Source organism: Pseudoalteromonas sp. SANK 73390, from assembly GCF_054966645.1.
Map to the genome: position 1 here is coordinate 1 of NZ_ARPN01000038.1, position 23,790 is coordinate 23,790.

The window sequence follows — 23,790 nt, forward strand, 5'->3', positions numbered from 1 at the left end:
AAATGCCGCTTTATTTGAAGCGGCATTTTTGTATTTTACTTTTAGTTAAGCATCATTAAACTTTATATTTAGCTACTGCATCTTTGAGTACTTTAGCTTGCTCAGACACTTCCTCGCTACTTTGTGCATTTGCTTGTGCATGCTCAGATGCAACCTGCGCAATGTCACGAATACGCACTACATTTTTATTAACTTCGCTGGCTACTTGGCTCTGTTCATCGATTGCCGTAGCTATATGAGTGCTCATATCCATAATATTTTGCACGTCTTCTGTAATCATACTCAACAACTCACCCGCCTTTTCCGCTTGCGCAACACTTTCTCCACCTTGATTACGACACTGCTGCATTATATTAACGACCTCTTGAGTTCGCTGCTGTAACGTGGAAATAATGCTTTCAATTTCTTGTGTCGAGTCTTGAGTTCGCTGTGCAAGCGATCTCACTTCATCCGCTACAACCGCGAAACCACGTCCTTGCTCACCTGCTCGAGCAGCCTCGATTGCGGCATTTAACGCAAGTAAATTAGTTTGTTCTGCTATACCTCTTATAACATCAAGTACAGATCCAATCGTTTCACCATCTTTTTCTAACTGTGAAACAACATTTGAAGCACCACTTAGCGACTCTGACAATGCAATTATATGCTTAATAGTAGCATCAACTTCTGAGCGACCTTGCTGAGCATTGTCATTTGTTGACTCTGCTTTTTGAGAAGCAGCTTCTGTATTATGTGAAATATCTTGAATAGTCGCTTGCATTTGGGTTGCTGCAGTTGCCACCATATCTGCCTCATGGAGCTGCTCGCTGACACCTGCACTAGTTTGTGCTGTTGATTCTGTTAAATGAGAAGTTGCGTCATTAATTGTATGCAATGCACTATTCACCTCTGTTATTAAAAGCTTAAAGTCATTAATTAAACTATTAAAGTCTTGAGTCATAATAGTAATTTCATCGTTACCACTTTGCTCTATTTGCAACCCCAAGTTATTTTCCTTACGGATCCGCTCTATGGTTAAATAAACCCGCTCCACAGGTCTAACAATAGAGTTACTCGTAGATAATACCAGTGCCATAACTATGATTGATGCTGCAGCAAAAACAGAAAATGCAATGAATTGAACTGAATCAGAGCTTGTTGAGATCACTTTTTGAGTTGCTGCTACTACTTCGGTGACCAACTCCTCGCTTCTTTCGACGCTACTTTTCATTTGACCTAATGCGCCGTCATCTAAATGCAAACCTAATTCTACTTGAGCATCAACCAAAGCTTGAAATTTAGTTTGATATTCGTTGAGTAAACGAAGCAGTTCATTTTGATAACCACTCGGAAAGCCTGCTGATTTAATTTGCTCACTAAATGTTGATACCAAACTCAATAATTTAGTTAAATATTTTGTATCCAAACGAAGCATAAAATCTTTTTCTGCTCGTCGTAAGTGCAGCATAGTCGACAACAACTCATAATTTTCGCGCTCTTTTAATAACGTTTCAACACCATGAACAGCCGCCCTCAATTCACCGTACAGGGCATCTTTCGGATGTAAGCCGATTGCTTTTTGTAGCGTCACCACATGCTGAAAATCTGTATTATATTGTTTTGCCAATCGCTCAAAGTCATTAAGCTTATTAGCTTCAATGTCAAAATGTGCAAATGTTTGCTCAAGTAATGCTAATGTATTTTGTAACTTTGCATACTCGTCATCAAATTTATCTAATGAGTTTTCCTCTTTGTAAAACAAAAAGTTTTTTTCGTGTTTTCTCATTGTAAGTTGATGAACATTGAGGTCTTTTGAATATTGAATCGCATTATTAAGCTGCAACATCATTTTTGCTTCATAAATGATCACACCCAACATAACAACCAAAGCAATACCCACAACCAAAGCGTTTAACTGCAAACGCCGCTTTATTGTCAAATTCTCTAACAAAGCCATACTGTTACCCAAATAAAATAAACCTAAGGCAAGTATAGCTGAGAACTATATTTACTGCTGCAGTTAACATTGCACAATCTGGAACTTTCCTACAGAAGGTACAATTATGTGATTTACGCTGCGTTTGACAACTTAGAACTTATTGGTTGCCACAATTTGTTATGCAAACCCTCAACATCATCCCACTTGCTATTTATTAACCAATTGACTAAAGGCGAAGGGTCTGATGGAAAGTGGACTGCCTCAGCCATAGGCAACTCTAAAAACTCTTCTAGTGCATTAGTACTTAAATAATGCATTACTTTTGCTCGACCCATACTTTCCAAGGTTAACGCATTACTTAACTGCTCAAATTGGCCATTTAAAGGTTTTAATAACAGCTTTTTGCCGAATTTCATCGCTTCACTGGAAAGCTCAAAACCGGCATTTGCGACGATGCCACTGGTATTTGCTAAGTCTTTCAAAAAGCCACTCCGACTGGGGGAGCGTAAATGGATATTGGCCAAAGACTGGTTTTGTGCATTTGGGTGATAACAATAAAATTCTTTATCAGGAAAATCCTGTAACAACTCAATAATTTTATTTAACTCTTCAAAAGGTAAATATACAAGCACCTTATTTTCCACCGATTGACATTGTTTATCTGGTACTTCATAAGGAATAAATGGTGGAATTATATTCTTTGCAAATGGTTGCCAATGTACCCCCAAATATATATCGGCAGGGGCAAATTGTTTCAGTAACGTGCGTTTTATAAGCCCAGCCCCCTCTACGGGTACTTCTGGAAATAAAAAAGAGGCTTGGTGACTCATCGCAATAACAGGCACCTTCGCCAACTTTCCAGCCCAAGCGGTAACTGGCTCAAAATCATTAAAAACTAAATCATAACGAGCAACATCTAAATGACGTATGTCCTTATAAAGCTGGCCTAGTTTTAGCTGTTTAAGTGTATCAAACTTGTTTACCTGACCACTTTGAGTCGAAAAACTCAAACCATCTCGACTTTTGTAGTCTCCAAATACGCTCATGTCAAAATACTTTTCCCTCTGCCTACCAGAGAATAAATAATCAACTTCTACGCCGTGTTCAGCAAAACATGCGGCCATAATTCGCGCACGTGTTGTATGACCATTTCCGGTGCCTTGTACTCCATACAATATCTTCATAGCATTCCTACTAGCCCAATAGCCAAACTGGCACAACCTATTCCCATTAAAGCCCCCACTACTACATCCAGTGGATAATGTACTCCAACTACAACCCTAGACAACGAAACACCTATAGCCCAAATCAATAATGGAATAGACAAGATGGGAATATGCTCTGATAGACATGTCGCATATAACCATGCCCCGGCACTATGCCCCGATGGCAAACTAAATTTATCACCCGGTGTTAACAAAGCCTTTTGTGAAAAGCAGTCACAAGGGCGCACTCGAGCAATACGCTTTTTTAAATAAAAATAAACTGGTCGCTCAAGCGCAAACGCTAACACAGCAGTTAATGCAAACTGTTGCCCCAGCTGCTCTAGAAAAATGGCACAAGTAATAGCTAGCAACACATATAAACCACCATTACCGCTTTTAGATAAGCCTAGTGCTACAATTCGCCACCAATGCTTGGGGCTTGGAGTGAAAACTGCAAAATATAAAGCCGTATCAAGCTGTGCTAGTTTACCTTTCATGATGCTTAACTCACATACTGTGGATAAATTCAGCATAGAAGAGCTAAATAACAAAACCATGACAATTATGAGACACTAATATGTAACTTACTGTTTGGCATTGCTAAGGTTATATATGGGAGTATACTCACCCTGACTTAATGTTATTTTCTGAGGATAATAGTTATGGATTACAGCACTTCCGATTTATGTGACCACTTTGCTGATGTAGTTGATGTACTCGAACCAATGTTCATTAACTTTGGTGGCCAGGCTTCATTTTGTGGCCGTATTACCACAGTTAAGTGTTTTGAAAATAACGAGCTCATCCAGAGCATGCTAGAACAAGATGGAACTGAACGGATCTTGTTAATTGATGGCGGCGGTTCTACACGACGTGCGCTTATTGACATTGACCTTGCAGAACTTGCTGTAGAAAATAACTGGCAGGGTATAATCGTTTACGGTGCTGTTCGTCACGTAGATGAACTTGAAGAATGCGACTTGGGGATCCAAGCAATAGCCTCTATCCCTGTCGCCGCAGATAGCGAAGGTTCAGGCGAACAAGCAATACCTGTCAACTTTGCTGGAGTGTCATTTTTTGAAGATGACTTTTTATACGCAGACAGTACAGGCATTATTATTTCTGCGCAAGAACTACTCTTAGAGCCTGAAGAAGAACAAGAATAATTGGTATGACTAACTGGTTACATGTTTACAGTGAGGCTGATGTTATCAACCTCACTTCGACAAGAGAAAATGAGCTTAGGTATTGGCAGTCTCTTACTTTTTTAGAACCCAACTCACAGCTTGATGTAGCACTAAAAGATGCAGCAGCATTTGGTATTAAGTATGTATTAGTTGGCATTAATGAAGATTTTGGACCAAAAGCAAATTGCGGAAAAGGAGGCGCGACATTAGGCTGGCAAGCATTTTTACAGCGCTTTTTAAATTTACCGTGTAATGACTTTTTAACGCCAAAGGATGTACTACTATTAGGTGAAGTTAATTGTGATGACTTACAACAACAAAGTAGTAATTTGGATAACTCTAATCCTGAACAACTGGTTGCCCTTCGACAACTATGCGAGCAATTAGATGAAAGAGTCGTATATGTTTTAAGTATGATATTTGCTGCAGGGCTTGAGCCTATTATTATCGGTGGTGGTCATAACAATTGCTTTGGTATTTTAAAAGCGCTCGCACAAACCAAAGGAACAGCATGCCATGCTATTAACTTTGATCCACATGCAGATTTTAGAGCATTAGAGGGCAGACACAGTGGCAATGGGTTTCATTATGCACATCAAAATTCATACCTTTGCGACTACCATGTAGTAGGGATGCATGAACAAAAAAATAACCAAGCAATTATAGCTGCTTTGAACCAAGCTCAATATAGTTATATCAGCTATCAAGATATTTTAGTAAGTCGCAAATATTCATTAACTCAAGCTTGCGAGTTAGGCTTGAAACGCTTTGCAAACAAAGCGCCTTTAGGTGTAGAGGTAGATGTTGATAGCATTAGTTATATGCCTGTAAGTGCTTTTACTAACTGTGGTTTTAGCGTCAGTGATGCAGAGCACTTTGTCTATTTGGGCGCTCAACAAGCAAACGCTTCTTATTTACACCTCTGCGAAGCGGCACCTGGCAATCACCCTCAAGGTTTAGCCCAAGGCATGCTTGAAGCTGGGCAAGTACTTAGTGGCTTAGTATGCAGTTATTTACGTGCAAAAAGGCATAAAGACTAATCATCTCGTTGAGCCTTAAAATTATGTAGCCAACCAATGAGTCCTTTACAGCTCATTGGTTGAGCTAAAAAATGCCCTTGAATTGCATTGCAACTAAGCTGCTCAGCAAATTCTAACTGCACTTTATTTTCAACCCCTTCACATATCACTTTTATACCCCTTTCATGTTGCATCGCAACAATGTTATGTAAAAGAGCTTCAACGCCAGCAGGTTGAGGTTGCTCAGTTAATGCTGAAGAGAGCTTAATAAAATCAACTTGTAGATTAAACAAATTGCTCAATTTCAGTGCTGATTCACCAAACCTATCAATCCCTATATGAACACCCAGCTGTCTTAATTGAGTTATACAAACCTGTGTTTGTTGATCTATATTAGTAAATAGGCTGGCTGGGAACTCCAATAAAATTTCACCGTCCTGCAAATAATGCTCTAATAAAATATGTTCCATAAAGCTCAAAAAGTCTTTTTGCAACATTTCAGGGCCAAAAATATTGATGCTCAAAGGCACTTTAAGGCCTTCCATCTTTATAGCCATTGCTATTTCTGCAGCACGCTCAATAACAAAATGCGCTACGGGTAAAGATAAACCAGCTAAACGTATATCTTCAATAAAGTACTCTGCAGTCAACAGCCCTTGTTTAGGGTGTGGCCAACGCAATAACAATTCTAAGTAAGCGATTTCTCCGCTTGGATGCGAAAAAGCAGGCTGAAAATATACTTCTAACTCCTCACTTATCATCACTTTTGCCAGTTCCCTCAATCGAGTTTGCTGCTCTACTTGGCTAATTTGCATCTGCTGCTGATACGCACATACCGCCTGATTAGAGAGTTTATCTAGTGCCAAGTATGCACACGCTATCAAACTATCAATTTGACCTAGCTCTTCATCACAATTGACATAACTTGCTCGAGCCGATATATCTAAGGTACAACTACCAACATGGAATGGTTTTTCAACACTTAATAAAATATCATCAATGAGCTGCTCATGAAGATATTCAAAACGTCCCAAACGACACACAAATGCAAAGTGTAACCCTCCTAGGTGTGCGAGTCTTGATACCGAGTTGCCATCAGGAATAGGAAAAATGTCTGTAGCACTATTAAGCTGCTGCTTTATTCTATTCGCTGATTCAGCAAGAAGGGTATCCCCAAACTCTCTGCCTAAATGAATATTAACTTGCTCAATTCCCTCTAAAAATATTAAAACAAGCATGGCAGGCCCAGGGTCTAACTTTCTTTGTATCTCATAGGCATGCCTCAAACTCGCTCGGTTAGGTATTCCTAAGTCATTACCACTTAGCTCTTTATCAGAAGACGTTGAGCGTTGCTCTTCACGAGTTTCATTGATAGTGGCATAAAGTAGTCCGAAATAAATAGGAAAAAGCGCAATAACAGCTAAATTCACAGGCCATTGAGACAATAAATAGCCACTTAAAATAGCCGCATATATACATGTACTGGCCGCAACTAACCTACTTATCCACGATACAGAAAATGAAAAAGAGTAGGCAAGATAAATAATAAAAACGATAGCCAGCACAAACATTGCCAGCGGCACATTTAAAAACAGCAAAAGCAACGTGATAATACACAAAGAGAAATGTAAGCCTTTTAGCAATAGCTCTTTGGTAACAACACATAACATAACACCGGCGGTAACAATACCACCCGCAGACAAGACATCAAACAACGGCACTGTGCGCGCCGTCGTATCCGAGAGTGAAGGTAATAAAGCGGCAAACCAAGTTAATGACTGTAACAACACCTGCTTACCATTAAATAAACGATTAGTAGTGAATAAGTTTACCCGAGATCCACAAATTTGATAGGTCACTTACGCCAAATTGATAACTTAGTTCTGCAGGGTGATCTACTTGCCACAAAGCAATATCTGCTCGCATACCGACTTTTAGCATACCTCTATCGCTTAGTCCTAGGGCTTTTGCAGCGTTAACTGTTACCCCCTCTAACGCTTCTAGTGGTGTCATACGAAATAGTGTACATGCCATATTAAGCATTAAACGTAATGAACATAGTGGTGCGGTGCCTGGGTTAAAGTCACTGGCAATAGCCATTGATACTTTATGTTTTCGCAATAGCTCAATCGGTGGTAACTGAGTTTCTCTTAAGAAGTAAAATGCGCCAGGTAAAACAACCGCCGTAGTGCCAGCTTTTGCCATAGCCATGACACCTTGTTCATCTAAATACTCAATATGATCTGCTGATAGGCCTGCAAATTCCGCCACTAACTCACTACCATGCTGGTTAGATAATTGTTCGGCATGACATTTTATTTTTAGTCCTAATTGCTGTGCCTTTGTAAATACTTTTTTGGTTTGTTCATAGCTAAAACCCACATTTTCACAAAATACATCCACAGCAACGGCCAGACCTTGCTCAGCAACTTGAGGAAGCATTTGCTCACAGACTAAATCAATATAGTCATCTGCTCTATCTTTATACTCGGGAGGAAGTGCATGTGCACCTAAAAAAGTACTTTGCACATCAATTGGGTGACATTCATTTAGTAACTTATTCGTTTGTAGTAACTTCAGCTCATTATCACAATCTAGACCATACCCTGACTTGCTCTCAACCGTTGTTACACCTTCACGCAATAAACTATTAAGACGCTCTTTGCCTGTAACAAATAAAGTTTGTATGTCAGCTTGTCGAGTCGCACGTACAGTGCTTGCAATACCACCACCTTGTTGCGCAATATCTTGATAAGAAACTCCATTTAGCCGCTGTTCAAACTCAGCTGCACGGTTTCCAGAAAATAAAATATGTGTATGGCAGTCAATCAATCCTGGTGTTAGTAACTGACCTTTTGCATCATGAAGTGGTGTTGCTAGCACATCAAACTCAGGCATATTACTTTGCACTCCAAGCCAAGCAATCCTACCCGCTTTAAGCATAATAGCACCTTGTTCAATTAATCCGTATGGATTCGATATATCAGGGTCCATTGTGGCGAGTGTGACATTGGTGATCACTAAATCTACTTCCAGCATAACAGCCTCTTTAAATAGTAAAACTGTAATGAGTGTAGCAATCCAGCTTGTATATACAAGACATGTGTGCCATGTTTATTTTAATAAGTAGCGTGTAGAGAAGAAAAATATGGAAAATACACCAAAGTTTGCACAAATAAAGCAGCATATCATCGACAATATCCGAGCAGGCGTTTGGCATGAAAACCAACAAGTTCCCTCTGAAAACGAGCTAGCTAATCAATTTAAAGTAAGCCGTATGACAGCTCGACGTGCGCTCACCGAGCTAACTGATAGTGGTATTTTAACCCGCAGTCAAGGACTGGGCACTTTTGTCGCAAGTTTTAAGTCACAATCATCATTGTTAGAGATAAAAAGTATTGCCGAAGAAGTTCGTCAAAGAAATAGTCACTACTCATGTACTGTTTTATCTCTGGAGTCTATCGCAGCGCTTGCACCCATTGCCATTGCTTTAGGCGTTGAGATTAATAGCCAGATTTATCGTAGCGTATTACTTCATAACGAAAATGATACACCACTGCAAGTGGAGGAACGTTTTGTTAATCCAGCACTTGCGGCCGATTATTTACAACAGAACTTTAGTGAGCTTACCCCTCATGAATACTTATCAAATGTTGCACCACTAACCGAGGCAAGGCATACCGTCGAGGCGATTATGCCCAGTGAGGAGGTTTGCCAATGGCTCAATTTATTCAACGAAGAACCTTGCTTGCAAGTAATCCGTCGCACGTGGTCATCTTCAGGCATTGTGAGCTTTGCACGCTTGGTTTCACCAGGCAGTAAATATCGTCTAGGGGGTCATTTAACATTTAAGCGACCCATTTAAACGTAACAAATCCAACCACTCTTATCTAAATGTCATGCTGGTAACTAAAACCTAATTGAAGAATTGCTGAGCCGTCAATTATACGCTGTGAATGTTCCTCACTTGCATACGTTGGCACTTGAGTATCAAATTGTGCGCATTTTTGTTGGTAGTAGCTTGCTCTTGTTGGGTGCCAAGGGTTACACACATTGTAAATTCTTGCTGCTTTTTGCCACGCGTCCAATAGGCAGAATATGGCTTCAATTACATCTTGTTGATGCACCATATTAATTGCCCCTTGAGATGAGCTTGCTAGTTGCTTGCCCGAAACAAAGCGCCCCGGTTCTCTATTCGGTCCAACTAAACCAGCCAAACGAAGCACCTTTCCGTTCATATTAAGCACCATTTGCTCTGCTTTTTGCAAAATACTTTGCCGAGCATCGACAGCTTGAACATCATAGCTTTCGTAATAAGTACCACTATCTTTTGGGTAAACTCCCGTGCTTGAGCACAACAAAAAACCTTTACATTTAAATCGCTGGCTAAGTTTTAAAGCGTTATCTAACAACTGTAAGTAGTTACTGCTTTCATGTCGAGCTCTGGGGGGAATAGCACACACCCAGTAAGCCTCATTAAGAGAAATACTGCTGATTAATTGCTCATTTTCCAAGCGAAATATACGTTCATATTCCTGCTCGCAATTATCTTGCGTACGCGTACCTTCAACAAGCCACCCTTTTTGTTTGGCTTGCAAACACAAAGGTTTTCCTAACCAACCAGCTCCTAACACTACGAGCTTATTCATAAAACCGATGACCTCTAAAGAAATTATGTATTACATGTAGGCAAAACAACTTCGGCGCTTAAACCTCCACCGTTTCTGTTTCTGAGTTTAACTCTGCCACCATGGGTGGTGACTATGCGTTTAATAATAGCTAAGCCTAGACCACTCCCTTCACTACCACGTGCTTGATCTCCTTGTTTAAATGGCTCAAATACGCTTTCTAATTCAGCTTCAGGAATACCAGGGCCACGGTCTTTTACTTTTATCATGACCTCTTTAGTTCTGGCACTGTAATGCGTACTGACTTCTATTGCGTCATCAGAATAACGTATGGCATTTTCAATCATATTGGTTAATACGCGTTTGAGTGCAACGGAGTTCATAAGTACTTTGGGCACATCTTGCTCTTTGATAAAGCCAATAGTGCGCTTATGTTTCTTTTCTGCTTGGACAACATCCTCTACCAATGCGTTTAAATTTTCAGGAGACATTTGTCCACTATGATGGTGGCGAAGATATTCTATAAATTGATCAATAATAGCATTCATATCTTCGATGTCGTCAATGATCCCTTCTTTTAGATAATCTTCTTCATCAGCCATCATCTCAGTTGCCAATCTAATGCGTGTAAGCGGCGTGCGAAGATCATGAGACACCCCCGCCATTAATAATCTTCGGTCATTTTCAAGCTCAGCTATCCCTTTTGACATCTGATTAAAAGCGCGAGTTACTTCAATCACCTCTGTAGAGCCACGTTCGACCAAACGCGTTGAGAAATCCCCTACGCCAACGCGGCCTGCGGCCATTTGCAATGCTTTTAAAGGTCGATTGAGATGACGAGCAAACCACCAACCACCAAGAACACTCAAAAAACCAATACTAGAGAGATAAAAAACCAAAAACTCTAGCTTGGCTTCACTGAGCCCTGTCAGTGGCACCCTCACCCAATAACCGGGGGCTTGTGGCGCTTCGACCCAATATACTATAGGGTCTCCTTGGCTTATCCGTACTCGTGCTGAACCATTTAGTTGCTCTGACATACTTTGTGATAACAAACTGTATTCTTTAGCTCTGTCTAATCCGTTAATATAAGCCTGCCGTTGAGTCATTACTTCGATACCTGTAATTTCAAAAAACTTTTCCGACAGTTCATCATTTACCTCTACACCCTCTTCCCAATCTATAAAAACCGTTTTAACCTGTTTTGCAAGCATTAGATTCACTTGTTCAAATGTTGGTTTAAATACATAAAGAGTGACGGTAATGTAGGAAACAATCTGATTTAACAGCAGCAGTGCGCCAACAAAAAATACGGTTTGCCCGAAGGCACTTCTTGGGAATAAACTCATAAAAAACAACTAACTTTGACCATCAGGTACAAATACATACCCTAAGCCCCATACCGTTTGGATATAACGCGGGTTAGCTGCGTCATCTTCGATCATACGCCTTAACCTTGATACTTGAACATCAATGCTTCGCTCAAGCGCACTGTAATCACGCCCGCGCGCTAAATTCATTAACTTATCACGACTAAGTGGCTCTCTTGGATGGCTGACCAGCGCTTTTAAAACAGCAAACTCACCGCTGGTTAAAGACAAGACATCATCCCCTTTTTGCATTTCTCGTGTTGCTAGGTTGAGCTTAAAAATACCAAATGACACTTCATTTTCTTCTGAAGAAGGCGCGCCAGGTACTTCTTTAGCTCGACGGCGTAAAATTGCCTTTATTCGTGCAAGTAACTCTCTAGGGTTGAATGGTTTTGGTATATAGTCATCTGCACCTAACTCTAAACCTATAATACGATCTACTTCATCACCTTTTGCCGTCAACATAACAATTGGAATTTCATTTTCTTTTTGCCTTATTCGTCGGCAAATAGATAGCCCATCTTCACCCGGTAACATCAAGTCTAAAACCATAAGATGAAAATTTTCACGTTCGAGTAAACGATCCATTTGTTCACTATTGGCAGCTGTTCGAACAATAAAGCCCTGTTCAACAAGGTAACGCTCGAGCAAACTACGCAAACGCATATCATCATCGACAACTAATACTTTGGTGGTTTCGCTTCCCATACTATGTTCTTCTTGTTATTAAATACCTTAGCTTAATATAATTGAAAAATGACTAACTAGACACCATACCTTATAAGAACTTTTGTTACTGAACGTTACAAGTTTAGTAACTGAATAAATATCAAACAGTATCATGCCTGTTTCATTAGGCTAACTTAACTTGAGTGTTCAATAAAATTGACTAAATACCAAATATGAAAACCAACTTGATCACCTCTGAAGGGTATCGACAACTTCAACAAGAGCATGACCATTTATGGCATGAAAAGCGCCCTGAAATTACCAAAATTGTGTCATGGGCTGCAAGCCTAGGGGATCGTTCAGAAAATGCAGATTATACTTTTAATAAGCGTCTATTAAGGCAAATAGACCGCCGTGTACGGTACCTACGAAAACGCTTACCTGATCTAAAAATCGTAGAATACTCTGAACAACAGGCCGGTAAAGTATATTTTGGGGCTTGGGTAGAAATAGAAAATGAACAAGCTGAGACAAAACATTTTCGCATTGTTGGACCTGATGAAATATATGAGCGTAAAGATTATATTTCTATTGATTCACCCATGGCGCGCGCCCTACTTGGTAAACAAGTAGATGATGAATTTAGCGTTCGTACCCCTGAAGGCGAAAAAACTTGGTTTGTAAATAGCATTGAATATAGTATCTGAGGTTATTATTCATCACTGCTATGGTATTATTTGTATTATTCACGCTCATCATGCACAAAGAGCGTATATGACTGAACTTTATAAGGATTTTGCATGAGCAACATCTCGGCTCGTTTAGCACAGGAGCTAAACGCCAAAGAACAACAAGTATTAGCAGCCACAGCTTTACTTGATGAAGGCGCCACTGTGCCATTTATCGCACGTTACCGTAAAGAAGTAACTGGAGGCTTAGACGATAGTCAATTGCGCCTGTTAGAACAACGTTTAGGTTATCTCCGTGAGTTAGAAGAGCGTCGTACCTTTATTCTCAATACTATTGCTGAGCAGGGAAAGCTATCTGACTCTCTTGCTTTAGATATCAACAATGCTCAAAGTAAAACTGAGTTAGAAGATCTTTATCTGCCTTACAAACCTAAACGTAGAACCAAAGGTCAAATAGCAATTGAAGCTGGCTTAGAGCCTCTTGCAGACGCGCTGTTTGCCAATGATAGCTTAGTGCCAGATCACTTAGCTACTGACTTTATCAATGTTGATAAAGGCATAGCCGATACCAAAGCAGCATTAGATGGTGCTAAATTTATTCTTATGGAGCGCTTTGCAGAAGATGCCAAGTTACTCGCGAAGTTCCGTCGTCACATTCAACAAAATGGCCAACTTGAAGCTACGGTGATATCAGGAAAAGAAGAGACAGGTAGTAAATATCGCGATTATTTTGAGCACCATGAAAAGTTAGTAAAAGTGCCATCTCATAGAGCGCTCGCTATGCTAAGAGCACGCAATGAAGGTATTTTGCAGCTTACTATAAACCCTGAACCTGAAGTAGACGACCCACAACAGTTCTGTGCACAAATGATTGCAGATCACTACCAGCTTAATATCAGCACAGCTAATGCAAGCAAGTGGTTAATGACTATTGTGCAATGGGCATGGAAAGTAAAGCTGGCCTTACATCTAGAAAATGAGTTTTTAGGTGCCCTGCGGGAGCGAGCTGAAACCGGTGCAATTGATGTATTTGCTAAAAACCTAAAAGATTTACTAATGGCTGCGCCTGCTGGACCAAAGGTTACCATGGGTATCGACCCCGGCTTGCGTACTGGTTGTAAAGTTGCGGTGGTTGATGCAACCGGAAAACTATTGGCTACCAATACAATTTTCCCCCATGCTCCACAAAACCACTGGGAAAAGTCACTACGTACACTAGAGCAAGTATGCCGCCAATACAAAGTTGAATTAATTGCGATTGGTAACGGAACAGCGTCTAGAGAAAGTGACAAACTAGCTGCAGAATTACTGAAGATAGCCAGTGAATTGAAACTAAATAAAATCATGGTGAGCGAAGCTGGTGCTTCCGTCTATTCGGCGTCTGAATTTGCAGCTAATGAATTTCCGGATCTTGATGTTTCCTTAAGAGGTGCCGTCTCTATTGCACGTCGCTTACAAGACCCTCTTGCCGAGCTTGTAAAAATTGAACCTAAATCTATCGGTGTAGGTCAATACCAACATGACGTATCGCAAAGCCAGTTAGGCCAAAGCCTGACCTCTGTTGTTGAAGATTGTGTAAACTCAGTGGGTGTCGATGTAAATACGGCTTCAGCTCCGTTACTAACACGAGTTTCAGGGTTAAACAAAACACTGGCGACGAATATTATCAAGTATCGCGATGAACATGGTTCTTTTACCAATCGCAGTCAATTGAAAAAAGTTGAGCGATTAGGGCCTAAAGCTTTTGAGCAAGCAGCTGGATTCCTAAGGATTGTTAACGGTAAAGACCCACTTGATGGTTCAGCAGTGCATCCAGAAGCATATCCTGTAGTAAAGCAAATATGTGAAGTAAAGCAGGTCCCTGTATCAAATCTAATTGGTAATACCGAACTACTGAATAAACTTGTCGCCAATGACTTTACGAATGAAAAGTTTGGCCTGCCTACAGTAACAGATATTCTTAAAGAGCTCGATAAGCCTGGCCGAGACCCTCGCCCTGAGTTTAAGACTGCCACATTTAAAGCCGGCGTAGAGAAAATTAATGACCTTAAAGTAGGTATGATTTTAGAAGGTGTAGTGTCTAATGTCGCTAACTTTGGGGCTTTTGTAGATGTTGGTGTACATCAAGATGGCCTAGTACACATCTCTGCCATTACTAACAAGTTCATCTCAGATCCACGTGAAGTTGTAAAAGCCGGCGACATTGTGAAGGTAAAAGTAATTGAAGTAGATGCTGCCCGCAAACGTATTAGCTTTACAATGCGCTTGGATGACGAGGTCCATAATACACCAAAAACGCAACAAGCGACTTCAAGCTCGAAAAAATCAAACGCAACAAAAACAACCAATAAACCAAAGCCTAAGCGAGATGCTGGTAACGCCGCTATGGGTAATGCTTTTGCTGACGCTTTCGCGAAACTGAAAAAGTAAATGAAAAGCCGTATCTGAAGATACGGCTTTAATACACTATTTACTTGTTAAACGCTAAGAGATAGAGATGCTGGTGTATCAGGTGAAGCTATATGTTGATAAAAGTCATTAATTCTCAGTGCTCTAGCTTGTATCTGTGGATCTCTTTCAATTGGCAATGCCATAGCGTAAGGATCTGCATCTTCTTTTAGCCTAACTCGCTCTTCATTAGCAACTAGTCCATCTTCTTCGCCTTCTTTTAAGCGGCGTGTTTGGTAGGTGCCAATTGGGGCACTTTCAGGTTGCTCATCATTACCACTAATTCGTTGTTTTGCTAACTGTGCTTGCGCAGCCGATAGCTTCTGCGTTGCATCAGCAGCAATAGCTCGATCAGCGCCAGAAGGTTCTGCAGGTGCAAGTGCCGCAGCTCTAACTGTTTGCATTTTATCAATCGTCTGTTGCGGGTCACCAGGTACCTCTGCAACATCGATCATAACCTGACCTCCAACGGCATAATTGTTGCCGTCAGGACCTCTTTGATACTCATAGCTAGGGGAGCCTGCATATTGCCCGCCAACGCGAGCATGTGCCTGCTCGTGCAATCTGACTTCTTGATCTCTGGCTTTAAGCTCTTGTATTTCTTGCTGCTTTACCTGTTCTTCTTGCTCATTGCTAGCGTCTTGAACTTCATCCTGATCGCCATCAGCTTTCTGCTGCCCTTGCTGACGACCTTGCTGCTCTTTGTCTTCGATGGTCTTACTTTTGCCTGATTGCGCATTTGAACCGTAAAGAGGTGAATCATCAGGCGAATTTGCCTTTGTTTTGTCGCCTTCATTTGCGCTTTTATTTTCTGTAAAGCTTGCAGCTGTTGGAGGTGCTTTTGGGATTATCTCGCGCACCTGATTATCACGCCTAGCAGTTTCTGTATAAACGTTTGCAGTGTTGAGGTTCATCGCCGGTGGTGGCGTTACTATGTTCATAACATATTTATAAATCTAAACTCTAATATCGATTAATGTACCTAATGCTTCATCCGCTGTTCGGATTGTTTGAGTATTCGCTTTAGCATTAAACTCTTCGACTTTTAAATTAACCAAAGACTCATCTATCTTTGCAGGCTGTGAAACGGGCGCTGTCGTTGCTTCATTTGCACTGGCTGCTTGCAATTGACGCTGCTGCGATTGCTCCTGATCACTTTGATTTTGCACCGTAGCACGATTAATTTCAGCACTAGCACGTTCGATGCCTTGACTGGCTCTATTAAAGCCTTCCAAGCCTGTATTTAATACGTCACCTATTGGCATATCTCTCTCCCGATACAAATACACATGATTAATTATTACCCAAAAAGCAGTAAAGATAAAGTATTAGTGGCTAAAAAAACTACCATTCAAAAGCGTTAGTTTTAAAGTATTGATTTTAGATAGGATATAAATTCATCACGATGAGAAATAAAAGGAGCGTGAGATGCTTTTTCAATCATTTTGTAGCTAAAGTCAGGGTTTAGTTCTGACATCCGTGCGCAAACTCTTTTGGGCACCAACGTATCAAGACAGCCGAAAACACCATACATAGGTATAGATAAATGACTAAACAAAACCCGCAAATCTTGCTTTTGAAGTAATTCCAACCCAACAGATAAGGCTTGCTTACTTGCAACAGGTTGCAGCTTAAGTAATGCCCGTAGAGCTTTGATATCTTCTTTTGCATACTCGCTACCCATTGCTTGGATAGCCAAAAACCGGTCTATGGTTTTATTACTATCTTGCATAAGTTGATCTTTAAATTTATCAAGCACTTGCCCACTAATCCCTTCCCATTCGTCCTGTGCAACAAAACAAGGTGAAGACGAAACTAACACAACTTTAGAAACTTTTTTGGGGTAATACTTAGCTAGATATAATGCAAACAAACCACCTAAAGACCACGCAACAATTGTGCTATTGTCGTTAATCTGCTTAGCAAGTTGCTGGGCGGCAGAAGCCAATGAATATTCTTTATCAGGTACCGCAGCACCGCCAAAGCCTGGTAGATTTAAGCTATCAATAGCGCCGTTATACTCATTACTCAGCTCTTTTTCACACAGCTGCCATACCGACTTGTTCATTCCCCAACCATGTAAAAGAATTAGGTCATTTTGCATTTTTATTATCCTATACCACACTTACCATTATGATAACCACTTAGCCTGATAAAGTAACGAAAGGACTCAATGTGCTTTTAGATTGGTTATTTTCAAAGCAATGCCCATGCTGTCAAAGTGCGCTAATTAACACACAAGGATTATGTGCTCACTGTTTGTGCGACTTCCCCTTGTTTTGCGTTAATCAAGGAAACCTTTTATTTCGACCTGATATTAATAGAATTATCACCTTAGAAAATTGTGATGGTCTATTTGCCTGTGGTTGGTATCAGGGCTGGTTGCAAACTTGGCTCAGTGATTACAAGTTTCATCATCGTACGTATTTAAAGCAAATCCTAAAACAGCTTGTTCATTACCAAATGCTACAGTTTTGGCAATCCAATTGCTTTATGCCTGATATTTGCTTTTTTATGCCATTGTCACAAACTCGATACATTAAAAGAGGTTACAATCAAGTCGCGCAAACTTGGCTTCCCTCAATAAAGCCCTACACTCATATTAGTCATGGGCTCACTAGAATAAAAACGACAAAACCACAAAGTGAGCTTTCAAAAAAACAGCGTAAAGATAATGTAAAAAGTGCATTCTTAGTACAAGAAGATATCAAAGATAAAAAAGTGGCGATTATTGATGACGTTATTACAACAGGTAGTACAATGAGCGCAGCAGCACAGGCATGTATACACGCGGGTGCTGCACAAGTTTGGGCTTTTTCGACAGCCTTAACGCCCTTGAACGCTCAGTAAGTCACCAAAAAATATTGCATTGGTTAACACTCTGCTTGTGCCATACCAATAGCCTCTAAATACGGGGTTATCGGTCATTGCTATCACTCCCCCTTGACCATAACCATGTGCGATAATGCTGGCTTTATTGGCGATTTTAGCTACGTTTTCAGGCGCGCTGTAACCTGCCATGAGGGGTGTACTTGTATATCTTCCCACTGTGACGAAAGGCTGCTCTGGTGGCTTTAAGAGCCAAGTACTATTTTTGAATACAGGCAATAATGCACGCTGAAATCCATAGTTCAAAGGATGAGAAAGATCGACTTCAGTAGCAAATATAGCGCCTGCAATACGTTGCTTTGCTGATAACTTGTCACGGTCTTGATAACTTAGCTGATGCGTATCAAATTGCTCCGCCATCTCTTTACGAGAAATACTTTGTGCTTTTAAAAGTTGATTTGCTAATAACCATTTGGCGCCGCGTTTGTGGCCCCAAATTATGCCTCCCCCCTTAACCCAACGCTTAATATTTTTAGTTACTCTCTCGTTAAGCTCCGAATACAGCCCATCGACTAAAATTATATGGCTATATTTTTCAAGTGAAATTTTCGATAGGCGACGTTGTTCAACTAAAGTGGGGGCTACATCTAAATGCTTATCTAAATGATACCAAACCTCCCCAACTTCATACTGGCTAACTCCCTCACCACCAACGAGTAATACTCGAGGCGCTTTGAGTGGACGCATAAAACGCGAACCTAAGTCTATCCCTTGTGCTGTTAAGCCACTGTGAATGCCAAGCACTTTAATATCAAATTTTTTCTTTGCTTGATTTAATGTCTCTAACCACTTTTGTTCCGTTTGTAATACAGCTGGAATAATAATACTGCCAGATTGAAACTGTTGTTTACCAGCTGTTGTATCTGCAGTAAATTCACTCAAAGCAACTCGAGCCTTCACTCCTTTTTTTAATAAGAAATTTAACATTTTTGGTGCATAGAAGTGTTGCCAAGAAAAACCATAAGCATAAGTGCTTTGCAAATCAGCTTTAGGCATTGCTTTTTCAGGGAGCCAAGCCTTGCTTGCTAATTTTAAGTTACGCTTATTTTTAATTCTTTCAAAAGGTAAATTAAAGGCATGCGGTAAGGTCCACCCTGATACATCATAAAATGTATTGTCTTTAAACGATGTTTGCTCCGAAAAAGCGGCTTTTAACAAACGATATTGAGGTTGATCCAGTGGAATAAATACATCACCTTTACGGTAAGCTTTATAACTTGCTTGAAGCGAGTATGACTTTATTTGATGTTGCTTAAGTAGAGTTAAAAAAGCTGTGAATTTTTGTTTATCACCATCCGCAGCAACAAGGTAGCCGGCAAAGTTTTCTGCCTTTGCAAGCTGCTTAGCCTCATTATAAAATTTACGCTGATAGGCCAATAGTTGTTCTTTATTCTCTACCACTCCCTCAAAAGTAGACAAACTAGTAGTTAGCTGATTTTTTATTGTTTGAGCAAATGTCAACTCACCATTAATTGTATCTTGCACATGGCCTCGACTACTGGCTTGTTCAAACAATATTCCAATTGCACCATTAATATCTGGATAAGTTGAACCTTTACCGTAATAAAAATCATCAAAGCTTTCTTGTGTAAAATACAATTGCTGCTGTTTATCCAGTGCCTTAACATGGTATTGAGCTAAAATATTCGTTAACTCAATATTTTTCTGCGGAGTTATTGGATGCGTTCGAGATGGGACGCCAGGTTGAAAGAAATAACTACTATTAGAGCCCATTTCATGAAAGTCAGTTAATACATTCGGTTTCCAGTGGTGAAATTGAGCAACCCGAGCTCGCGACTCTGGGTGCTGTAATAATAACCAATCGCGATTTAAATCAAACAAAAAATGATTAGTGCGTCCTGAAGGCCAGCGCTCTACATGCTCTCGATGATTCGGATCAGCAGATAAAACACCGCCTCTATTGCTATTGGCCCACTGTGCAAAACGCGCTAAACCATCAGGGTTCAATGACGGGTCAAGTAAAATCACCGTGTTGGCAAGTAGCTGCTCAATTTCTTTTCCTTGGGCCGCTGCCAAGTAATAAGCAACCAACATAGCTGCATTACTACCTGAAGACTCATTTCCGTGTACACTATATCCCATCCACAGTACTGCAGGCCCTCTATTATCGCTTGTCATATCAGTTAAGCGTGTTAAGTGTTGCTGGCGCACCGTATCTATATTATCTAACTGACTTTTACTGCTAATTGTCAATAACAACAATGGACGCTGTTCATGGCTATAACCAATTGTTTTAATATTTATACGCTCACTTTGCTTTGCAAGTATGTGTAAATACTGTACGAGCTGATCATGCCTTACATGCCATTGCCCAACTTCATAACCCAGCATTTCACTGGGCTTTGTTATATTGGTATCAAATGTGACTTCATCTGAAAAATAGAAGCTCAAAGGTTTTGCCACAGCCAAAAAGAGACTTTGCATTACCATCAAGACCATAAACAAAACAATACGCATAAAATACACTCTAATAATTTTTTATATGCAAACGCTAACAGGGCAAACAAACTGTGCCAAATTTTTACGTTCAACACTGGCGACAATACGACGAGGGGAGTATCATAGGCATTACCCGAGTAATTTAGTCAAGTATAGTAAAGTTATGATCACAATTTCAGAATCAGCACAAACACATTTTGCAAAACTACTTTCAGATCAAGCTCCAGGCACTAATGTCAGAGTGTTCGTGGTTAACCCTGGTACTTCTCAAGCCGAGTGCGGTGTATCTTATTGCCCAGCCGACGCTGTTGAAGAGACCGATGTCCGTTTACCTTTTAATGGTTTTGATGCTGTTGTCGACACCGAAAGCGCACCATTTTTAGAAGAAGCAGAGATTGACTTTGTCACAGACAAAATGGGCACTCAGCTAACACTAAAAGCGCCCAACGCAAAAGCTAAAAAGCTGAGTAATAATGCATCATTACACGAGCAAATTGAGCATATGCTTACCACTGAAGTAAATCCACAGCTAGCAAATCATGGTGGTCAAGTCAGCTTAATTGAAATTACTGCACAAGGTATTGCAGTCGTACAATTTGGTGGCGGATGTAACGGTTGTTCAATGATTGATGTCACTTTAAAAGAAGGCATTGAGAAAGAAATGATCGCTAAGTTTGATGAAATCACAGGTGTAAGAGATATTACAGAGCACCAAGCAGGCGAACATTCATATTACTAGATGATGTTCAAACAAGTTATTTACCGGTTAGGCCAACAGCCTAAATTAAGCCTCAAACGATTTTTTATCGGCTTGGCGCTATTTTGTATTGCTGTTGGCACGATTGGTTATGGATATTATTACCAGCCAATTGTGCAGTTAATTGGCCTAATACTCTTAGTACCCGCACTGTTTTTTGCTCTGTGGGGTTATTTGGGTATATTTGCAAATCGATTTGCTCAAATTATTGTAACAATATCCCCTGACGACGAAGCTGTTGATAACGATAAAACAAACTAACACCTCTGAGCGCCATAAAACATGTCATGGAAAACCACAAACCATGGTTTTGCCATGATGTTGTCAACATAAATGGTAAGAAAAACCCCATTGTTGCCGCTAAAAGCATGCTATTACGCATTTCTCTCGCACGTGTTAACCCGACAAAAACACCATCAAACAAAAAACATGCCATGGCAATGATTGGCAGTATAATAAGCCAAGGGAGGTAGCGGTATGCATGTGTTATTACTTCTGGAATATCAGTTAATAACATAATAATTTGATTACCAAATATAGCGAAAAGTAAGGAATAGAGTAGCGCAAATACTGCCCCCCAAAATACGCTCAGCTTTACCCATAATTGAATTTTATTTGTATCATTTTGCCCTTTAGCATGTCCGACTTTTGCCTCAGCGGCATACGCTATGCCATCGAGCGCAAAACTCACTAACATTAGAAAGTTCAATAGCACTGCATTGGCGGCCAAAGTCAACTCGCCAAGCCTCGCGCCATAAAATGTCATAAAACTAAAGCACAGTTGCAACATTAAAGAACGTAAAAAAATGTCGCGGTTTAATGTCAGTAACTGCGACACTTCAGTACGTGCAGGCAAATGCCACAACCACGCTATTTCATTTCTTTTAAATAGACTATTTACTAACAGTAATGCAAAAACCAAAGCGCTATAATCTGCAATAAGTGATGCCCAAGCTGCGCCTGCTACCCCCCAATCAAAACCCACCACAAATACAATATCTAGTACGATATTAATAAAATTTGTAAACAAGACCAAATAAAAGGGCCCTTTCCCATAGTGCATTCCTAACATAAAACCCAGCAAAACTAAGTTGCACATTGCTGCTGGAGCACTGTATATGCGAATCGAGAAATATAAATTAGCCTGTTCTATTACTTGCTCTGATGCACCTGACAACTGCTCAATTGCCATCAAAAAAACACCCTGTAGTGAAACAATGAGCAATGCAAAACTCACCGCAAGTAATAAACTACTTTGTAATAACATAGTTAGCTTTCGAGTGTTTTTTTGCCCAAATGCTTGTGAGATAACGCCAGTGGTGCTCATCCGTAAAAAGCTAGCTAACCAAAATAAAACCGAAATTGTACTAGCACCCAGTGCTATACCTGCTAGATAATGTGCTGATGACATATGACCAATCACCGCGGTGTCAACCAACCCTAGCAGTGGAACGGAAATATTTGATAAAATCATTGGCCCAGCCAAAAGTAATAGACTCAGGTGGTAAGATTTATAATGGTTAAAAAACTGCTTCATTTATTGACTCTGATATTTTTATTAAAAGTACAACACGCAACTGCAGCGGTGATCTTACAGTATCATCATGTCAGCGAAAAGTTACCGCCAATCACTTCAATCAGTGCAGAACAATTTACAGCACACCTTAATTATTTACGCGATGGGCAGTTTAACGTGATGCCACTAGATGACATGCTAAATGCGCTAAAAAATGGCAAAGAGCTGCCCTCCAAAAGTGTTGCCATTACCTTTGACGACGGCTATGACAATAATATCGAGCAAGCAGCACCAATATTAGAAAAGTTTGGATTTGCCTATACAATATTTGTGAACCCTAAATTAATCGATGAAAAACAAGATTATGTCATGACATGGGAGCAACTGAGAACACTAGCCAAAAAAGGCGCGCTTATTGCCAATCATAGTGCCAAACACGATTACTTACATCACCTTAAAAAGAGTGAGACGATAAAACAATGGCGAACAAGGGTTGCCGAAGATATCACTTGGTCAGAGCAACGTATAAGTGCCGAAGTTGGCCATAATGCAAAATTGCTGGCTTATCCTTATGGTGAATTTAATCGTGAATTACAAAAACTGGTACACTCTCTTGGCTTTATAGGTATTGGACAACACTCTGGTGCTGTAGGAAAATACACTGATTTTACGCGTGTCCCTCGATTCCCTGCATCAGGAATTTATGCAAATTTGAATACATTAACAGTTAAACTTAACTCACAACCATTTGACATTGCTAAATTAACTTACGCCGATACAGTAACTAACCAAACTCAACCAAGTTTAATTATCGATTTTGAACACCAAAATTTTCTTCGTAACCAGTTTGCTTGTTACACGTCAGGGCAGGAAAAGGCCGATACAAAATGGTTAAATGAGCTACAGGTCATTATTACTGCCAAAGACAGGCTCTCTAATGGTAGAGCTCGCTATAATTGTACAGCACCAGTTCAAGGCCAAACTAAACAGTTCTTCTGGTTCTCTCAGCCTTGGGTAATTGCAAAACCCTAGGGA

The 23,790-nt window shown here is 40.3% G+C and carries 22 protein-coding genes; 9 read left to right on the top strand and 13 right to left on the bottom strand.

Translation table 11 applies throughout. From position 1 onward, the window contains the following. Positions 1-55: 55 nt before the first annotated feature. The 3 genes from SANK73390_RS03765 to SANK73390_RS03775 all read right to left on the bottom strand — a co-directional run bounded on the left by SANK73390_RS03765 (position 56) and on the right by SANK73390_RS03775 (position 3,620). Entirely contained in the window at positions 56-1,936 is a 1,881-nt protein-coding gene (locus tag SANK73390_RS03765; RefSeq protein ID WP_462763725.1) for a methyl-accepting chemotaxis protein, read from the bottom strand. A 113-nt stretch (positions 1,937-2,049) separates the two neighbouring features. Then, on the bottom strand, positions 2,050-3,102 hold the full coding sequence (locus SANK73390_RS03770) for an MJ1255/VC2487 family glycosyltransferase (protein ID WP_462763727.1): 1,053 nt from the start codon (positions 3,100-3,102) through the stop codon (positions 2,050-2,052). After that, on the bottom strand, positions 3,099-3,620 hold the full coding sequence (locus tag SANK73390_RS03775) for a phosphatase PAP2 family protein (RefSeq protein ID WP_462763730.1): 522 nt from the start codon (positions 3,618-3,620) through the stop codon (positions 3,099-3,101). The genes SANK73390_RS03770 and SANK73390_RS03775 overlap by 4 nt, the downstream gene beginning before the upstream one ends. A 165-nt stretch (positions 3,621-3,785) precedes the next feature. Here SANK73390_RS03775 and rraA point away from each other — a divergent pair, with 165 nt between their 5' ends. Together rraA and SANK73390_RS03785 are read left to right on the top strand one after the other, a co-directional pair. Further along, positions 3,786-4,289, top strand: coding sequence for a ribonuclease E activity regulator RraA (gene rraA, locus SANK73390_RS03780; protein ID WP_462763733.1), 504 nt, complete (start codon positions 3,786-3,788; stop codon positions 4,287-4,289). 5 nt (positions 4,290-4,294) lie between these two features. Then, positions 4,295-5,350: a formimidoylglutamase gene (locus tag SANK73390_RS03785; protein WP_462763736.1), complete on the top strand. Its 1,056-nt coding sequence runs from the start codon at positions 4,295-4,297 to the stop codon at positions 5,348-5,350. Here the strand turns inward: SANK73390_RS03785 and SANK73390_RS03790 are convergent. Beyond that, positions 5,347-7,188 (bottom strand): EAL domain-containing protein, encoded by a 1,842-nt coding sequence (locus tag SANK73390_RS03790; protein WP_462763738.1) that lies wholly within the window; start codon positions 7,186-7,188, stop codon positions 5,347-5,349. The two genes, SANK73390_RS03785 and SANK73390_RS03790, sit on opposite strands and share 4 nt — an antisense overlap. Then, positions 7,142-8,368, bottom strand: coding sequence for an imidazolonepropionase (gene hutI / locus SANK73390_RS03795; RefSeq protein ID WP_462763741.1), 1,227 nt, complete (start codon positions 8,366-8,368; stop codon positions 7,142-7,144). Before hutI ends, SANK73390_RS03790 begins: the two co-directional genes overlap by 47 nt. Positions 8,369-8,477: 109 nt before the next feature. Between hutI and hutC the strand changes: the two genes are divergently transcribed. After that, complete coding sequence (gene hutC, locus SANK73390_RS03800; protein ID WP_462763744.1) at positions 8,478-9,194, top strand: histidine utilization repressor; 717 nt, start codon at positions 8,478-8,480, stop codon at positions 9,192-9,194. A gap of 25 nt (positions 9,195-9,219) precedes the next feature. On the opposite strand, the gene SANK73390_RS03805 is transcribed toward hutC, so the two are convergent. The 3 genes from SANK73390_RS03805 to ompR are packed head-to-tail and all read right to left on the bottom strand — an operon-like array spanning position 9,220 to position 12,035. Beyond that, positions 9,220-9,978: a Rossmann-fold NAD(P)-binding domain-containing protein gene (locus SANK73390_RS03805; protein WP_462763747.1), complete on the bottom strand. Its 759-nt coding sequence runs from the start codon at positions 9,976-9,978 to the stop codon at positions 9,220-9,222. A gap of 23 nt (positions 9,979-10,001) precedes the next feature. Then, entirely contained in the window at positions 10,002-11,306 is a 1,305-nt protein-coding gene (gene envZ / locus SANK73390_RS03810) for a two-component system sensor histidine kinase EnvZ (protein WP_462763750.1), read from the bottom strand. Between the two features lie 9 nt (positions 11,307-11,315). Continuing rightward, a complete protein-coding gene (gene ompR / locus SANK73390_RS03815) occupies positions 11,316-12,035 on the bottom strand; it encodes an osmolarity response regulator transcription factor OmpR (RefSeq protein ID WP_462763753.1) in 720 nt (239 codons plus the stop codon). A 194-nt stretch (positions 12,036-12,229) separates the two neighbouring features. Between ompR and greB the strand changes: the two genes are divergently transcribed. Both greB and SANK73390_RS03825 read left to right on the top strand, forming a co-directional pair. Continuing rightward, positions 12,230-12,703 carry a transcription elongation factor GreB gene (gene greB / locus SANK73390_RS03820; protein WP_261593068.1) on the top strand — a complete coding sequence of 158 codons (474 nt, stop codon included), beginning with the start codon at positions 12,230-12,232 and terminating at the stop codon, positions 12,701-12,703. A 93-nt stretch (positions 12,704-12,796) separates the two neighbouring features. After that, positions 12,797-15,115: a Tex family protein gene (locus tag SANK73390_RS03825; protein WP_462763757.1), complete on the top strand. Its 2,319-nt coding sequence runs from the start codon at positions 12,797-12,799 to the stop codon at positions 15,113-15,115. Between the two features lie 47 nt (positions 15,116-15,162). Here SANK73390_RS03825 and SANK73390_RS03830 read toward each other — a convergent pair whose 3' ends face one another. From SANK73390_RS03830 to bioH, 3 genes are all read right to left on the bottom strand, one after another. Next, entirely contained in the window at positions 15,163-16,074 is a 912-nt protein-coding gene (locus SANK73390_RS03830) for a putative metalloprotease CJM1_0395 family protein (RefSeq protein ID WP_462763760.1), read from the bottom strand. Positions 16,075-16,089: 15 nt separating this feature from the next. Beyond that, complete coding sequence (locus SANK73390_RS03835) at positions 16,090-16,398, bottom strand: hypothetical protein (protein ID WP_261593071.1); 309 nt, start codon at positions 16,396-16,398, stop codon at positions 16,090-16,092. A 101-nt stretch (positions 16,399-16,499) separates the two neighbouring features. Continuing rightward, complete coding sequence (bioH, locus tag SANK73390_RS03840) at positions 16,500-17,237, bottom strand: pimeloyl-ACP methyl ester esterase BioH (protein ID WP_462763764.1); 738 nt, start codon at positions 17,235-17,237, stop codon at positions 16,500-16,502. 71 nt (positions 17,238-17,308) lie between these two features. On the opposite strand from bioH, the gene SANK73390_RS03845 reads away from it, so the two are divergent. Then, positions 17,309-17,983: a ComF family protein gene (locus SANK73390_RS03845; protein ID WP_462763767.1), complete on the top strand. Its 675-nt coding sequence runs from the start codon at positions 17,309-17,311 to the stop codon at positions 17,981-17,983. Here SANK73390_RS03845 and SANK73390_RS03850 read toward each other — a convergent pair. After that, positions 17,960-20,500 (bottom strand): M14 metallopeptidase family protein, encoded by a 2,541-nt coding sequence (locus SANK73390_RS03850; RefSeq protein ID WP_462763770.1) that lies wholly within the window; start codon positions 20,498-20,500, stop codon positions 17,960-17,962. The two genes, SANK73390_RS03845 and SANK73390_RS03850, sit on opposite strands and share 24 nt — an antisense overlap. 145 nt (positions 20,501-20,645) lie before the next feature. Between SANK73390_RS03850 and nfuA the strand changes: the two genes are divergently transcribed. Further along, positions 20,646-21,221 (top strand): Fe-S biogenesis protein NfuA, encoded by a 576-nt coding sequence (nfuA, locus tag SANK73390_RS03855; protein WP_261593075.1) that lies wholly within the window; start codon positions 20,646-20,648, stop codon positions 21,219-21,221. Positions 21,222-21,224: 3 nt separating this feature from the next. After that, positions 21,225-21,500 (top strand): hypothetical protein, encoded by a 276-nt coding sequence (locus SANK73390_RS03860; protein WP_462763779.1) that lies wholly within the window; start codon positions 21,225-21,227, stop codon positions 21,498-21,500. Here SANK73390_RS03860 and dinF read toward each other — a convergent pair. Beyond that, the gene (dinF, locus tag SANK73390_RS03865; RefSeq protein WP_462763773.1) at positions 21,445-22,776 is read right to left on the bottom strand and encodes an MATE family efflux transporter DinF; all 1,332 of its coding nucleotides are present in this window, start codon (positions 22,774-22,776) and stop codon (positions 21,445-21,447) included. The two genes, SANK73390_RS03860 and dinF, sit on opposite strands and share 56 nt — an antisense overlap. Between dinF and SANK73390_RS03870 the strand changes: the two genes are divergently transcribed. Beyond that, complete coding sequence (locus tag SANK73390_RS03870) at positions 22,756-23,787, top strand: polysaccharide deacetylase family protein (RefSeq protein WP_462763776.1); 1,032 nt, start codon at positions 22,756-22,758, stop codon at positions 23,785-23,787. The genes dinF and SANK73390_RS03870 overlap by 21 nt on opposite strands. Positions 23,788-23,790: the final 3 nt, after the last annotated feature.